At 68.5% G+C, this 15,053-nt stretch carries 14 protein-coding genes; 7 read left to right on the forward strand and 7 right to left on the reverse strand.

Features of this window, described 5'->3' with window-relative positions:
- The first annotated feature begins 53 nt into the window (after positions 1-53).
- Entirely contained in the window at positions 54-1,229 is a 1,176-nt protein-coding gene (gene argE / locus UC35_RS14260; RefSeq protein ID WP_061500798.1) for an acetylornithine deacetylase, read from the forward strand.
- A 17-nt stretch (positions 1,230-1,246) separates the two neighbouring features.
- Here the strand turns inward: argE and UC35_RS14265 are convergent, their stop codons facing one another.
- The gene (locus UC35_RS14265) at positions 1,247-2,386 is read right to left on the reverse strand and encodes an ABC transporter substrate-binding protein (RefSeq protein WP_061500799.1); all 1,140 of its coding nucleotides are present in this window, start codon (positions 2,384-2,386) and stop codon (positions 1,247-1,249) included.
- Between the two features lie 59 nt (positions 2,387-2,445).
- On the opposite strand from UC35_RS14265, the gene UC35_RS14270 reads away from it, so the two are divergent.
- Genes UC35_RS14270 through UC35_RS14285 form a run of 4 tightly spaced genes read left to right on the forward strand, consistent with a single transcriptional unit; the run spans position 2,446 to position 7,204 of the window.
- Complete coding sequence (locus tag UC35_RS14270) at positions 2,446-4,524, forward strand: molybdopterin-dependent oxidoreductase (protein WP_061500801.1); 2,079 nt, start codon at positions 2,446-2,448, stop codon at positions 4,522-4,524.
- On the forward strand, positions 4,521-5,609 hold the full coding sequence (locus UC35_RS14275) for an aminopeptidase (RefSeq protein WP_061500802.1): 1,089 nt from the start codon (positions 4,521-4,523) through the stop codon (positions 5,607-5,609). Before UC35_RS14270 ends, UC35_RS14275 begins: the two co-directional genes overlap by 4 nt.
- Positions 5,602-6,000, forward strand: a complete 399-nt coding sequence (locus tag UC35_RS14280) for a polyhydroxyalkanoic acid system family protein (protein WP_061500804.1) — start codon at positions 5,602-5,604, stop codon at positions 5,998-6,000. Before UC35_RS14275 ends, UC35_RS14280 begins: the two co-directional genes overlap by 8 nt.
- Before the next feature lie 4 nt (positions 6,001-6,004).
- Positions 6,005-7,204 carry a CaiB/BaiF CoA transferase family protein gene (locus UC35_RS14285; protein ID WP_061500806.1) on the forward strand — a complete coding sequence of 400 codons (1,200 nt, stop codon included), beginning with the start codon at positions 6,005-6,007 and terminating at the stop codon, positions 7,202-7,204.
- On the opposite strand, the gene UC35_RS14290 is transcribed toward UC35_RS14285, so the two are convergent.
- Entirely contained in the window at positions 7,201-7,455 is a 255-nt protein-coding gene (locus UC35_RS14290; protein ID WP_061500808.1) for an acyl-CoA-binding protein, read from the reverse strand. The two genes, UC35_RS14285 and UC35_RS14290, sit on opposite strands and share 4 nt — an antisense overlap.
- Before the next feature lie 127 nt (positions 7,456-7,582).
- On the opposite strand from UC35_RS14290, the gene UC35_RS14295 reads away from it, so the two are divergent.
- Positions 7,583-9,103, forward strand: coding sequence for a wax ester/triacylglycerol synthase family O-acyltransferase (locus UC35_RS14295; RefSeq protein WP_082793205.1), 1,521 nt, complete (start codon positions 7,583-7,585; stop codon positions 9,101-9,103).
- Positions 9,104-9,113: 10 nt separating this feature from the next.
- On the opposite strand, the gene UC35_RS14300 is transcribed toward UC35_RS14295, so the two are convergent.
- The 5 genes from UC35_RS14300 to UC35_RS14320 all read right to left on the reverse strand — a co-directional run bounded on the left by UC35_RS14300 (position 9,114) and on the right by UC35_RS14320 (position 12,887).
- Positions 9,114-9,566, reverse strand: coding sequence for a hemerythrin domain-containing protein (locus UC35_RS14300; RefSeq protein ID WP_061500809.1), 453 nt, complete (start codon positions 9,564-9,566; stop codon positions 9,114-9,116).
- 65 nt (positions 9,567-9,631) lie between these two features.
- Positions 9,632-10,402: a hypothetical protein gene (locus tag UC35_RS14305; protein ID WP_061500811.1), complete on the reverse strand. Its 771-nt coding sequence runs from the start codon at positions 10,400-10,402 to the stop codon at positions 9,632-9,634.
- Positions 10,368-11,078, reverse strand: a complete 711-nt coding sequence (locus tag UC35_RS14310) for a TetR/AcrR family transcriptional regulator (RefSeq protein ID WP_061500813.1) — start codon at positions 11,076-11,078, stop codon at positions 10,368-10,370. The genes UC35_RS14305 and UC35_RS14310 overlap by 35 nt, the downstream gene beginning before the upstream one ends.
- A complete protein-coding gene (locus UC35_RS14315; protein ID WP_061503843.1) occupies positions 11,075-12,268 on the reverse strand; it encodes a patatin-like phospholipase family protein in 1,194 nt (397 codons plus the stop codon). The genes UC35_RS14310 and UC35_RS14315 overlap by 4 nt, the downstream gene beginning before the upstream one ends.
- A 109-nt stretch (positions 12,269-12,377) precedes the next feature.
- Positions 12,378-12,887 carry a phasin family protein gene (locus UC35_RS14320; protein WP_061500815.1) on the reverse strand — a complete coding sequence of 170 codons (510 nt, stop codon included), beginning with the start codon at positions 12,885-12,887 and terminating at the stop codon, positions 12,378-12,380.
- A 114-nt stretch (positions 12,888-13,001) separates the two neighbouring features.
- On the opposite strand from UC35_RS14320, the gene UC35_RS14325 reads away from it, so the two are divergent.
- Positions 13,002-14,987 carry an SDR family oxidoreductase gene (locus tag UC35_RS14325; protein ID WP_061503844.1) on the forward strand — a complete coding sequence of 662 codons (1,986 nt, stop codon included), beginning with the start codon at positions 13,002-13,004 and terminating at the stop codon, positions 14,985-14,987.
- Positions 14,988-15,053 lie beyond the last annotated feature (66 nt).

Consider the following 15,053-nt stretch of genomic DNA (forward strand, 5'->3'; position numbering starts at 1 on the left):
CTAGCCGTGCCGCAGAGTCCGCGCCACGCCCGGATATTCGTCAGAATGCAGTGATGGATTCCACAACCACGGTTTCGCCCAAGGCGCTGGAGCTGGCGCAGGCGCTGGTGAACATCAACACCGTCAGCGCCAACTCCAACCTGCAGCTCATCGATCTGGTGCGCGAGGAACTGGCCGGCTTCGGCGTCGAGTGCCGGCTGACCTTCAATGAAGAGCGGACCAAGGCCAACCTGTTCGCCACGCTGGGCGAGGGCAAGCCGGCCGGCATCATCCTGTCGGGCCACACCGACACCGTGCCCTGGGACGGGCAGGACTGGGTGTTCGACCCGCTGGGCGGTGACATCCACGGCGACAAGCTCTATGGCCGCGGTTCGGCAGACATGAAGAGCTTCATCGCCATGGCGGTGGCTCACGCGGAAAGCTTCCTGCACAGCAAGGCCCCGTACGCGATCCACCTGGCCCTGAGCTACGAGGAGGAGATCGGCTGCTTCGGCGTGCGCGAGCTGATCGCCGACATGCGCGAGGCCGGCATCCGGCCGCTGGCCTGCATCGTCGGCGAGCCCACCGGCATGGTGCCGGCGATCGCGCACAAGGGCGTGTACCGCTACAAGTGCTGCGTGCGCGGCCAGGAGGCGCATTCCTCGCTGACGCCGGAGTCGGTGAACGCGATCGAAATGGCGGCGCGGGTGATCGGCAAGCTGCGCGACATGGCCGAAGGCTTCGAGCGCGACGAGCCGCGCTACGCGGGCTTCGACGTGCCGTTCTCCACCGCCAGCGTCGGGCGCTTCCACGGCGGCATCGCCGACAACGTGGTGCCGCGCGACGCCGAATTCCGCTACGAATTCCGCGACCTGCCCACGGCCGACGTGGCGGCCATGCAGCGCGAGCTCGTCGACTACGCGCGCTCGCTGGAGCCGGGCATGAAGCGCATCGCGCCGGAGGCGGGATTCAGCTTCCAGACCATCTGCGAGATCCCCAGCTTCCTGGGGTCGGCCGAGGACAGCGTCACGCGCCTGGCCCTGCAGTTGTCGGGCGAACGCCGGACCACGCAGGTGGCCTTCGGCACCGAGGCAGGCCTGTTCAAGAGCGCCGGCATTCCCACGGTGGTGTGCGGGCCGGGCAGCATCGCGCAGGCCCACAAGCCGGACGAGTTCGTCAGCCTCGAACAACTCGCGCGCTGCGAGGCCTTCATGCGCGGCCTGGCGCACCTGGAGAAGCCCCTGGGCTGACGGCAGGGGCCGGCGGCTTACTCGCGCACGCGGCCCTGGGAATCGATCAGGCTCAGCTCGACCAACTTGGAGGCCACGCGGTCGTCGGCCAGATGGGCGCGAAAGCCACCCAGGTTCACGTCGTCCAGCGAGCTCAGCGCCTTCTTGAACTTGGCGCGGGTGGGGTCGCGCGGGATGCGCCGCAGGGCCTCGGCGTACAGGCTCGCCGCGATGTAGCCCTCCAGCATGTACACGTTCGGCTTGCCCAGCTTGGCGGCCTGCGCTTCCTGCATCAGCTCGCGCACGATGGCGATCTTGGGGGCGTCGCTCTTGGGCACCACGCGCACCACCACCACGCCGGCGCCCTCGGGGCCGATCTCCTCGGCCAGCAGGCTCTCGCCGGTGTTGGAAAAACCGTAGATCGGTCCGCGGAAGTTCTTGGCCCGCAGGTCGCGGATGGCGCCGGCGGCAGTGCTCGCATTGCCGATCAGCAGGACCGACTGCGGGCCGGCGGCCACCACCTTGTCCACGCTGTTGGCGATGCTGCCAGCCTGGAGCGTGGAACTCGCCACCACGTTGACCCCGGTGCTGGGCATGGTGCGCAGGGCCGAATCGAGCGCGGCCAGCGACTCGCTGTCGCCGCCGTGCAGCACGCCGAACTTCTTGGCGGTGCCCAGCATCCCGGCGTGGCGCGAGATCGCCGCTGCTTCCTCGGCGTAGCCGGGCCGCAGCGTGTACACGTTGGCATACATGGCGCCGCGCAGTTCGTCGGCCCCGGCCATGGGGGCGAACATCAGCACCTCGCCGTCCTTGATCAGCGGGTAGGCGGCGGTGACCTGGGGTGAGCCGTAGTAGCCGAACAGCGACAACACGCCCTGGTCGAGCAGCTTCTTGGTGTTGTCGGCCGTGAGTTTGGGGTTGCCCCGGTCGTCCAGCGTCACCAATTCGACCTTGCGGCCCTGGATGCCGCCGGCGGCGTTGAGCCGGTCGAAAAACAGCTTCGCGCCCTGGTGGAAGGGTTCGGCCAGGGCCGAGCCGGGGCCGGTCAGCGCGACCGACTGGCCGATCACGATGCTGGATTTGGACACGCCGTCATTGGCTATTGCCGGCGCCGCAGCACCCAGCAGCGCCAACACAGCTACCATCGCATGGACGGCCATGGATCGGGTGAATTTCATGCTTTGTCTCCTCCGGCATCTGCGGCGCTGGGGTGCGTCGCCCCAAAACGACTGAACCCATGACCAGCACCACCGTTACTACTACTCCCGCAGGAAGTGTGTCCAAACGTATAACGCTTGTGAAGGGGGCTTGCCCCCATGACTGCCCCGATGCCTGCGCGCTTGTGACGACGGTGCAGGACGGCGTCGCTGTCAAGGTTCAGGGAAATCCCGAGCATCGCCATACGGGTGGGGTGTTGTGCACGAAGGTGTCGCGTTATCCCGAACGCACCTACCACCCCGAGCGCCTGCTGCATCCCCTGCGCCGGGTCGGGCCCAAGGGCAGCGGCAAGTTCGAGCGCACCAGCTGGGACCAAGCCCTCATGGACATCGCGGCGCGCCTGTCGCAGATCGCCGCGCGCGATCCGCAGGCGATCGTGCCCTACAGCTACGCCGGCACCATGGGACTGGTGCAGGGCGAGAGCATCGCCGCGCGCTTTTTCAACCGGCTGGGCGCATCGTTCCTGGATCGCACGATCTGCTCCAACGCGGGCGGCGAAGCGCTGGTCCACACCTTGGGCGGCAAGGTCGGCATGAAGGTGGAGTACTTCGCCGAGTCGCGGCTGATCCTGATCTGGGGCAGCAACTCCATCACCAGCAACCTGCATTTCTGGCGGCAGGCGCAGGAGGCCAAGCGCAATGGCGCCCGGCTGGTCTGCATCGACCCGCGCCGCACCGAAACCGCGGAGAAGTGCCACGATCACGTGCAGCTGCGCCCCGGCACCGACGCCGCGCTGGCGCTGGCCATCATGCACGAGCTGGTCGTCAACGACTTGCTCGACCACGACTACATCGAGCGCTACACCCTGGGCTGGGAGGCCCTGCGCGAGCGCGCCCTGCGCTGGACGCCGGAGCGCGCGGCCGAGGTCTGCGGCGTGCCGGCCGCGCAGATCCGCGCCCTGGCGCGCGACTGGGGCACCACGCAACCGGCGGCCATTCGCCTGAACTACGGCATGCAGCGGGTGCGCGGCGGCGGCAACGCGGTCCGCGCCATCGCCTGCCTGCCAGCGCTCACCGGCGCCTGGCGTCACCGGGCCGGCGGCGCGCTGCTGTCCAGCTCCGGCCAATTCCCGGTGGACAAGGCGGCGCTGCAGCGGCCGGACCTGCTGGCCGGCCGGCAGCCCCGCACCATCAACATGGTCACCATCGGCGACGACCTGCTGCGGCCGGCATCGCCCGCGTTCGGCCCCCGCATCGAGGCGCTGGTGGTCTACAACAGCAACCCGCTCGCGGTAGCGCCCGAATCGGGCAAGGTGGTCGCCGGCTTCGCGCGCGAGGACCTGTTCACCGTGGTGCTGGAGCATTTCCAGACCGACACGGCCGATTACGCCGACTACATCCTGCCGGCCACCACCCAGCTGGAACACTGGGACATCCACTTCTCCTATGGCCACACCGACGTGACCCTGAACCGCCCGGCGATCGCGCCGGTGGGCGAGGCCCGGCCGAACACCCAGGTGTTCCGCGAGCTGGCGCGCCGCATGGGCTTGACCGATCCCTGCTTCGACGACGACGACCTCGCGCTGTGCCGCATGGCCTACGGCGCCAGGGTCGACTTCGACGAGCTGCTGCAGGAAGGCTTCGCGCCGCTGCCGCTGCCCGAGGCGCCGTTCGCGCAAGGCGGCTTTCCGACGCCGTCGGGCAAGTGCGAGTTCTTCAGCGAACGGCTGGCCCGCCAGGGCCTGGACGGGCTGCCCGACCACCTGCCCAACTACGAAGCGGCGGGCACGTCGCCCCGCTATCCGCTGGCGATGATTTCGCCGCCGGCGCGCAATTTCCTGAATTCGAGCTTCGTCAACGTGGACAGCCTGCAGGAGATCGAACGCGAGCCCCTGCTCGAGATCCACGCGAGCGACGCGGCCGCGCGCGGCATCGCTTCCGGCGCGGTGGTGCGCGTGTTCAACGACCGCGGCCAGTACCACTGCAAGGCCCAGGTGTCGGAGCGCGCGCGCCCCGGCGTGGTCAACGGCCTGGGCGTGTGGTGGCGCAAGCTGGGGCTGGCGGGCACCAACGTCAACGAACTCACCAGCCAGCAGCTCACCGACATCGGCCGCGGTCCGGTGTTTTACGACTGCCTGGTGGAAGTCGAACCGGCGTGAAAACGCGGAAGTGGCGAGCGGCGGGCGGCGTCCTGGCCGCGTTGCTGCTTTCCAGCCTGGCGGGCTGTTCCAACGTCGGCTACTACTGGCAGTCGGCGACCGGCCACCTGCGCATGATGAGCGCCGCGCGGCCCGTTGATGATTGGTTGGGCGACACCCAGACGCCTGAGCGCCTGCGCGACCGGCTGGCGCTGAGCCAGCGCATCCGCAACTTCGCGGTGAGCGAGCTCATGCTGCCGGACAACCCGAGCTACCGGCGCTATGCCGACCTGCAGCGGCCGGCCGTGGTCTGGAACGTGGTGGCCGCGCCGCCGTACTCCCTGACGCTGACGCAGTCCTGCTTTCCCGTGACCGGCTGCGTGGGTTACCGCGGCTATTTCGACGAGAGTGAGGCCAGGGCCGAAGCCGGTCGGCTCGCGGCTCAGGGCCAGGAAACCAGCGTCTATCCGGTGCCTGCGTATTCCACGCTGGGCTGGATGAACTGGGCGGGCGGCGATCCGCTGCTCAATACCTTCATCAACTACCCGGAAGGCGAGCTGGCGCGCATCATCTTCCACGAACTGGCGCACCAGGTGGTCTATGCCAACGGCGACACCATGTTCAACGAGTCGTTCGCGACCGCGGTGGAGCGCATCGGCGGCAAGCGCTGGCTGGAGACCCATGCTTCGGAGCCGGTGCGCCGCGAGTACGAGCAGTACGACGGGCGGCGCCGGCAGTTCCGCGGGCTGGTGCGGGCCACGAGCGATACGCTCAGGGCGATCTACGAGCAGGCGGGCGGCGAAGAGCGGGGCAAGCTCAAGCAGGAAGCGCTGCAGCGTTTTCGCGAGGACTACGCGCAGCTGCGCGCCAGCTGGCCGGGCGAGCCGGCGCGCTACCGCTTCTACGACCGCTGGGTCGCCGAGGCGAACAACGCCTCCTTCGGCGCGCAGGCGGCTTACGAGGAGCTGGTGCCCGGCTTCGAGGCCCTGTTCGCGCGCGAAGGCGGTGACTTCCTTCGCTTCTATGATGCGGCCAGGGCCCTGGCCCGGCTGCCCAAGGCTGAGCGTCACCAACAACTCAAATCGAAGGAGTCTTCCGGTGCCTGACATCCACATCACACGCGAGCACGGCCTGGGCCTGCCCGCGGCACGCAAGCTCGCCTTCCGCTGGGCCGAAGTGGCCGAGGACAAGCTGGGCATGGAGTGCACCTACGAAGAGGGCAAGTCCTCCGACCGGGTCATCTTCACCCGGGCGGGCGCCAACGGCGAGTTGAAGGTGACGAAGAGCAGCTTCGTGCTCGACGCCCGGCTCGGGCTGCTGCTCGGCGCGTTCCGGGAGCGCATCGAGTCGGAGATCGTGAAGAACCTGGACGAGCTGCTCGCGCACGAGGAGCCACTCAAGGCCTTCGACCACGCGCTGGCGGCGCATGGGAAAAAGGCCGCGCCGAAGAAACCGGCGGCGAAACCAGCTGCGAAACCGAAGGCGAAGAAGGCCTGAAGCCATGGGACCGCTCGCCGGCATCAAGGTCCTCGAGCTTGGCCAGCTCATCGCCGGCCCGTTCGCCGCCAAGACGCTGGGCGACTTCGGCGCCGACGTGATCAAGGTGGAGCCGCCCGGCGTCGGCGACCCGCTGCGCAAGTGGCGCATGCTCAAGGACGGCACTTCGGTGTGGTGGCAGGTGCAGTCGCGCAACAAGCGCTCGATCACGCTGGACCTGAAGGAGCCGCCGGCCCAGGAGGTGGTGCGAAAGCTCGCGCAGGACGCCGACGTGCTGATCGAGAATTTCCGCCCGGGCGCGCTGGAAGGCTGGGGGCTCGGCCCCGAGCAGCTGCTGGCGCTCAACCCGCGCCTGGTGGTGCTGCGCATCAGCGGCTACGGCCAGACCGGGCCCTACCGCGACCGCCCGGGCTTCGGCGTGGTGGCCGAAGCCATGGGGGGACTGCGCCACCTGACCGGCGAACCCGGCCGCGTCCCGGTGCGCGTGGGCGTGTCCATCGGCGACACGCTGGCTTCGCTGCACGGCGTGATCGGCATCCTGCTGGCGTTGCACGAGCGGCATCGCAGCGGCCGCGGCCAGGTGGTCGACGTCGCGCTCTACGAAGCGGTGTTCAACTGCATGGAAAGCCTGCTGCCCGAATACAGCGCCTTCGGCGCGGTGCGGGGCCCGGCGGGCAGCGCGATGCCGGGGATCGCGCCGACCAACGCCTACCTGTGCCGCGACGGCGGCTACGCGCTGGTGGCGGGCAACGGCGACAGCATCTTCAAGCGCCTGATGGGCGCGATCGGCCGGGACGAGCTCGCAGCCGACCCGGCGCTGGCGGACAACGCGGGACGGGTCCAGCGGGTCGAGGAGATCGATGCCGCCATCGGCGCCTGGACCGCGCAGCGCACGGTCGCCGAAGTGCTGCAGGCGCTGGACGGCGCCAGCGTGCCGGCCGGCCGCATCTACACGGTGGCCGACATCGCCGCCGATCCGCACTACCGCGCGCGCGGCATGCTGCAGGAGGTGCAGCTGGCCGACGGCAGCCGCCTCACGCTGCCGGGCGTGGTGCCCAAGCTCTCGCTCACGCCGGGCGGGCATCGCCGCAATGCGCCCGGCCTGGGCCAGGACACCGATGCGGTGCTGCGCGAGATCGGCCTCGATGCGCAGCAGATCGCCGCTCTGCGCGAGCGCGGGATCATCGGGAGCGAGGGTGCCTAGCTGAGCGACTCGACCAGGTCGATGTACTGCTGCATGGCGTCCTCGCTGGAGGTGCCCTTCACGCCATTCCAGGCGTCCCACTTAGCGCGGCCGACCATGTCGCCGAAGCCGGGCTTCTTTTCGGTGATGTCGCCGGCCGTGGCCTGCTTGTACAGCGCATAGATCTTGAGCAGCGTCGCGTTGTCGGGGCGCTCGGCAAGCTTCTTGGAATTGGCGACGGCAGTTTCGAAAGCGGCTTTCAGGTCGGCCATGGTTGTTCCTCCGGTGAACTGTGGGATGACGGCCTATCCGCGCCGGCACGGCTGCGGTATGGTCGCGGTATCTTACGGCGGCCCACCTTGAAGAAGTAGAGAGGCGCGCCTCGATCAAGGAGACCCGATGGTGACCCGCATCCGGCAGGCGACGCAGGAAACGCAGCCCGCGCGCAAGCGAAGCCGCAAGGCGGCCGCGGCCGGTGAGGGCGCGCCGCGGATGGCCCGACCCATCCTGGGCCTGGCCGGCGAGCGCATGACCAAGGTCGACACGGCCTGGCTGCGCATGGACTCGCCGGGCAACCTCATGATGATCCTGGGGTTCTGGACCTTGCGGCCGGGCATTGGCTACGAGGCGCTGTGCGAGCGGGTGCGCGAACGGCTCCTCAAATACGGTCGCTTCCGCCAGCGCGTCGACCAGGACCTGGCCGGCGCCAGCTGGATCGAGGATGAGGGTTTCGACATCCACCGGCATGTGGTGCGCGAGTCGCTGCCGCGAGGCCAGGCGCGCGCCCAGCTGCAAAAGCGCCTGGGCGAACTGGCGCTGCAGCCGCTGGATCACCGGCATCCGCTGTGGCAGATCCACCTGATCGAGCATTTCGAGGGCGGCAGCGCCCTCATCATGCGCATCCACCACTGCATCGCCGACGGCGTCGCGCTGATCGCGGTGGCCATGTCGCTGGCAGATGGCGGGCAGGCGCCGCCACCCTCGGCAAAGCGGCAGGCCGCGCGCGATGTGGACGACTGGTTCTCCGAGGCCTTGATCCGGCCCTTGACCGAGATGGCGTCCAAGGCGCTCGAAGTGGCGCACGGCGGCGCGGCGAAGTCGATATCCCTGCTGCTCGATCCCCGCAAGCGCGCCGAGGCGCCGAAGGCACTGGCGCGCCTGGGCATGCAGGTGGCCAGCGACGCCGCCTCGCTGCTGCTGATGCCCGACGATTCGAAGACGCGCTTGAAGGGCCGGGCCGGCACCGTCAAGCGCGTCGCCTGGTGCGACCCGCTGCCGCTGGTCGAGGTCAAGGCGGTCGGCAAGGCGCTCGGTTGCTCGATCAACGATGTGCTGCTCAGTTGCGTGGCGGGCGCCATCGGCGGCTACCTGCGATCGCTGGGCGATCGCACCGAGGGCCAGGAGATCCGCGCCATGATCCCGGTGAACCTGCGCCCGCTCGAGCAGGCGCACAAGCTGGGCAACCGCTTCGGGCTGGTGCCTTTGTCGCTGCCCATCGGCATTGAGAACCCGATCGAACGCGTCTACGAAGTGCGCCGCCGCATGAACGCGCTCAAGGGCAGCACCCAGCCGCTGCTTGCCTTCGCGCTGCTGGCCTCGGCCGGCGTGCTGGCCAAGGGCGGGCAGGATGCACTGCTCAACATCTTCAACCGCAAGACCACTGCGGTCATGACCAATGTCCCCGGCCCGCGCGAGAAGATCGAGCTGCTGGGCGCCGGGGTGGAGCAGTGCATGTTCTGGGTGCCGCAGGCCGGCGACATCGGCCTGGGCATTTCGGTACTGAGCTACGGCGGCGGCGTGCAGTTCGGCGTGATCACCGACGCGAGCCTGTGCCCGGAGCCGCAGAAGATCATCGAGGGCTTCGAGCCGGAGTTCGCCCGGCTGTCGCTGGTCACCCTGATGCTGCCCTGGGACGAGTGAGGCAGGTGCCTCAGGGCGCGTCTTCCTTGGCGCGCAGGCGGTCGTGCTCCTCCCGGTAGGGCTCGCCCAGGCCCTTCTGCTGATGGCGCGACAACACCTCGCGCGCCTGCGGGAAGAACTTCTCTTCCTCTTCCTTCAGGTGGTGCTCGATCTGGTGGACCAGCTTGCCGATCAGCTCCAGCCATTCGGCCGATCCCTGGTCGAGCTTGTCCAGTTGCTCCACCATCTCGTCCATCTCGTGGTGCTCGGCGATGCCGTGCCGCGCCGCTTCCACAGTCTCGTCGTGCTCGATGAGCGGCACGTAGAACGTGCGCTCCTCGGCGGTTTCGTGCGCGGCCAGCTCGGCCTTCAACTCGTCGAAGGTCCGCGTGCGCGCCTTGGCGTCGCCGACCTGGGCCAGCAGGCGGCGGCAGATCGCGCGTTGCAGCTCATGGCTTTCAAGCAGGGCGTCGAAGATGTCCATGGCCCGCAGTCTGAGGGTCGCCTCGGCTCGGATGTGTAGGCCGAGCACGCAAGCCCGGGCAGGCGCTATTGAAGCTCGGCCTTGGCCAGCTCGACTTCCAGCCGCTCGGTCGCGTCGGCCGGCTTGCATGCCGCCGCCTGCTTGTAGAGCCGCGTCGCCTCGGCCATCTTGTCCTCGCCTTCGAGCATCAGCAGGCCGTTGGCGTACTCGATCATCGCGATGGGCGAGCCGGGGTTCAGGCGCAGCGCTTCCTGGAACAGCTTCAGCCCGGTTTCCTTCTTGGCGCCGTAGGTCATGCCGCCGATGAGCCGACCCACCTTGTCGATCACCTCGGCGTGGAAGGCGCCCAGCGCGATGTGCGCCTCCGCGTGCCGCGGCTGCAGCTCGAGGGCCCGTTCCAGCGCTTCCTTCACGCGGCCGCCCAGGCCCTGCGCCAGCGCCTTGGCCACGCTGATGCCCTGGCTGTAGCGCCCGAGGGCGAAGCCCTGGCAGAACCAGGCGTTGGGATTCTTCGGGTCGTGCGCTGCCTGCGCCTGCGCCCGCTCCACCACCTCCATCAGCAGTTCGAGCTTCCTTTGCTCTTTCCGCTCGAGGTAGTTCGCGTAGACGGCGGTGGCCTTGTTGGCCACGGTGATGCCGGCGCCGCCGGCGCGCAAACCGGCCTCGGCGGCATGCTGGAAGTCGCCGCTGTGGAACAGCGCCCAGGCTTGCAGCACCGCGGGGTCCTCCGGCAGCGGTTCCATGTCGCCGGCATGCAGCGGCGTCCAGAGCTTTTCCAGGCTCGCGGCATCGAAGCTGTATTCACCGGCGTGAGGAAATACCGTCCACCTGCCCATGGCTGTCTCCAGAAATCCCTGTCGGCGGACTTTCGTAGGCGGACACCAATCCGAGGAAGTGAGCGCGCTGGCCCGGTTCGAGATAGGGTACCAGCAGATTCAGCACATGGTGCGCTCCACGCAGCAAAGCCTGCTGCGCGCTTCCCGGTTCGAGCGCATGGCGCGGATCGCGCACGTATTCGTAGCTCAGCCAATAGGTGAGCAGCACCACCATGCCGGTGGCCGTGGGGTCGACCTCGCGCGAGTCCATGTCCACCGCGCCGGCGCGGCTCATGCCGGTCAGCATCGCGCGGATCGCCCGCGTCTTGTTTTTCAGCACCCCCTGGAAGTGCGTTTCCAGCTTGCGGTTCTTGGACAGCAGGTCGTTCAGGTCGCGATAGAGGAAGCGGTACTTCCAGATCAACTCGAACAGCGTGTGCATGAAGAACCACGCATCCTCGACGTCGCGGACGCCGTCGCTCGCGCCCAGCAGTTCGTTCAGCGCCTGCTCGTAGCGGTCGAACAGCGCGTTGATCAGCTCGTCCTTGGCCGGGTAGTGGTAGTAGAGGTTGCCCGGACTGATGTTGAGTTCGCTGGAGATCAGGGTCGTGGAGACGTTCGGCTCGCCGAAGCGATTGAAGAGGTCGAGCGAGACCTCCAGGATCCGCTCGGCGGTGCGGCGCGGCGCCTTCTTCATGCGGCCTCGAGCGCGCACCCCAGTTCGTCGAGGGCGTCATGCAGGGACGCCACCGCGCGGCCGATGCGGGTGGGCGGGCGCGGCGTGATCAGCCGTCGCGGCGCGTCGAGCCTTGCGCTCCGCAGCACGATGCCGTGCCGCTCCAGCCTCGGCGCGAGCGCGTCGCGCTGCGAGCGCAGCCAGGCGCGCGTCTGCTGGTAGGCATGCTCGGCCAGCTGCGCGCGCCGGCTGTAGCTGAAGGTGTTGGCCAGGTACAGCTCGGCGTCGTGGCCGTCCGGTTCGACCAGCACGATGTCGCTGCCCGGATAGGCCCGCTCGTAGTGCTTCATGCCCAGCTCCATGCGCGAATGGATCATGCAGCGCAGGGTCTGGCTCAGGACCGTGGGCATGCCGGCTTCGGCGATTCGCTGCGGGGCCGCGCCCGCCGCGGCGTCCCTCCCCGTCGCGTTGAAGGGCACGAGCGGATTGAGGCAAAGCAGCAGGTCCGCGCCGTCCTCGAGCGCGACCGACGCATGCAGGGTCTTCTTCAGCGCGCCGTCCACGTAGTGGCGGCCGTCGATCTCCACCGGCGGGAACAGGCCGGGCAGGGCGCAGCTGGCCCGCACGGCCCGGGAGATCGGCACCTGGTCCCAGCCGGGCTGCCCGAATGGCGCGGCGTCGCCCGAGTCGAGGTCGGTCGCCACCAGCGTGAGCCGGGCGGCGAGCTGCCGGAAGTCGTTGGTGCGCCCCGGCCGGGAGAAGGCCTTGGCCAGCCGCAGCTCCACCGGCTCGCTCGAAAACAGGCCGGTCGGCAGGCAGCGGCCGAGCCGCTCCAGCGAGTGCGCCAGCGATCGCCGGCCCAGCACACCGCGCCACAGGGCCGAGGCCGCGAGGACCGGCGCCGATGCGGCGCGGCGCGCGATCTCGCCGTAGGCCGGCACCAGCAACCAGGCGGGATCGAAGACGTCCGCGGGGTCGCCGCTGGCCTCGATGAAGGAGGCGCAAAGCTGGCGCGGCGTCATGCCATTGGCCAGGGCCGCGGCGATGAAGGCGCCCGCCGACACGCCGACGTAGTGATGCAGCCGGTTGAAATCGAGCCCTTCCAGCGCCTCGTCGAGGGCGCACAAGGCGCCGATCTCGTAGATCGCCCCCATGGGTCCGCCGCCGGCGAGGGCCAGGGCGATGCGAGGTGACTGCAATTTGGACCTCATGATCGTCATGATCGTCCAGTGTAGAGAGCTTGCTCAACCGCAGCTGCTGCGGCGCCGCAAAAAAGGGCGCCGCAGCGCCCTCCGGTTGACTGGACCCCGGCGCCCGACGTCACGGGGCGGTCTTGCGCGCGCTCGCGCGCTTGGTCGCCGTGCGCTTGCCGCCGGCCGGCGCCGCGGCCCGCGCCGGCTTGGCGGCATGGCTCTTCGCGTTGAGCTTGGCGACGTTGCGGTTGAGCTCGTCGATGCGCGCCACCAGTTCGTCGATGTCCTTGGCGGTGGGCACGCCGAGCTTCTTGAGGGCGCGCGAGACGCGGTCCTCGAAGATATTTTCGAGCTTGTCCCATTGGCCCGAGGCCTTCGAGGAGATGTCGCTGGCCATGCTGGCCATGCGGCTGGAGGCTTCGGCGAATCGTTCCTCCGCGGCGGTCTGCGTCTTGCGGTGGATGGATTGCCCCTCCTTCACCAGCGACTCGAACACCTTGCCGCCTTCTTCCTGGGCCTTGGAAAACGCGCCCAGGCCGGCCAGCCAGATCTGCTGGGCCGACTCGCGGATCGTGTCCGCGAACTGCGCGGAGCTTTTCGAATCCTCGTCGCTTGCCTTGTGCATCTTCTTGACCATCGTGAGCTCCTTCGATTGACGACGGGTCCCACTTTAAGCCTTGCACCCCCGGCCGGTTTAGGGGTCTCTTCCTAAACTTTCGGCAGAATGGGCACGCACGTGGAGGAGATCCTTATGCACTATTTCGTCACCGGCGCCACCGGGTTCATCGGCAAGCGGCTGGTCAGGAAGCTGCTCGAGCGCAAGGGCTCGATGGTCCATTTCCTGCTGCGCGAGGAAACCCGGGACAAGATCGATGCGCTGCGCGAGTACTGGGGCGTTTCCGCGGCCCGGGCCGTGCCGGTGTTCGGCGATCTCACCGGCAAGAAGCTGGGCGTGTCCGCCGCCGACCTGAAACACCTGAAGGGGCAGGTGGACCATGTGTACCACCTGGCCGCCGTGTACGACCTGTCGTCCGACGAGGAGAGCCAGGTCGCCGGCAACATCGACGGCACCCGCAGCGCAGTCGAGTTCGCCCGCGCGATCGACGCCGGCCACTTCCACCACGTGTCCTCGATCGCCGCGGCGGGCCTGTACGAAGGCGTGTTCCGCGAGGACATGTTCGCGGAGGCCGAGAACTACGAGCACCCGTACTTCATGACCAAGCACGAGAGCGAGAAGATCGTTCGGCAGGAATGCAAGGTGCCGTGGACCGTGTACCGCCCCGCCATGGTGGTCGGCGACAGCCGCACCGGCGAGATGGACAAGATCGACGGTCCCTACTATTTCTTCAAGCTGATCCAGCGCATGCGGCAGCTGCTGCCGCCCTGGATGCCCACCATCGGCCTGGAAGGCGGGCGCGTCAACATCGTGCCGGTGGATTTCGTGGTGGATGCGCTCGACCACCTCAGCCATCTGGGCGGCATCGCGAAGAAGTGCTTCCACCTGGTCGATCCAGTGGGCTATCGGGTCGGCGACGTGCTGGACATCTTCAGCCGCGCCGCGCACGCGCCGAAGATGAGCCTGTTCGTCAACGCCGCGCTGCTCGGGTTCATTCCGAAGAGCGTGAAGAAGGGGCTGCTGGCGCTGGCGCCGGTGCGCCGCATCCGCAACGCGGTCATGAAGGACCTCGGGCTGCCCGAGGACATCCTGCAGTTCGTCAACTACCCCACGCGCTTCGACTGCCGCGAATCGCTGGCGGCGCTGAAGGGCTCCGGCATCGGATGCCCGAACCTGAAGGACTACGCCTGGCGCCTGTGGGACTACTGGGAACGGCACCTCGACCCGGACCTGCACATCGACCGATCGCTCAAGGGGGCCGTCGGCGGCAAGGTGGTGCTGGTGACCGGCGGTTCGTCGGGCATCGGCCTGGCGGCGGCGCACCGCTTCGCCCAGGCCGGCGCGACCACCATCATCTGCGGGCGCGACCAGGACAAGCTCGACGACGCCTGCCGCGAGGCGCGGGACCAGGGCTACGAGTTCATCGCCTATCCGGTGGACCTGGCCGAAGGCGCCGACTGCGAGCGCTTCGTGCAGCTGCTGGTGGAAAAGCACGGCGGCGTCGACTTCCTCATCAACAACGCCGGTCGCTCGATCCGGCGCGCGATCGAATCGAGCTACGACCGCTTCCACGACTTCGAGCGCACCATGCAGCTCAACTATTTCGGCTGCCTGCGCGTGACCATGGGCCTGCTGCCGGGCATGGTCGCCCGGCACGCCGGCCACGTGGTGAACATCAGCTCGATCGGTGTGCTCACCAATGCACCGCGCTTTTCCGCCTACGTGGCCTCGAAAGCGGCGCTGGACGCCTGGACGCGCTGCGCCGCCAGCGAATTCGCCGACCGCGGCATCACCTTCACCACCATCAACATGCCGCTGGTGCGCACGCCGATGATCGCGCCGACCAACCTCTACAACAACGTGCCGACGCTGTCGCCCGAGGAAGCGGCCGACATGATCGCGCAGGCCTGCATCCTCAAGCCGGTGCGCATCGCCACGCGCCTGGGAACCGCCGGCGAGCTGCTGCACGCGCTGGCCCCGCGCGTGGCGCAGATCACCATGAACACCAGCTTCCGGATGTTCCCGGATTCGTCGGCGGCCAAGGGCGACAAGTCCGGCAAGCCGCAGCTGTCGCCCGAGGCGATCGCCATGCAGCAGATGATGCGGGGCATCCACTTCTGATAGTTTTGCCGCCGCTTAAAATGGCATCGCTCCTCGCGCTGCGTGCCTTGCAGACTGCAGGGCAAC

Origin of the sequence: Ramlibacter tataouinensis, from assembly GCF_001580455.1 — a bacterium.
Classification (GTDB): Bacteria; Pseudomonadota; Gammaproteobacteria; order Burkholderiales; family Burkholderiaceae_C; genus Ramlibacter; species Ramlibacter tataouinensis_B.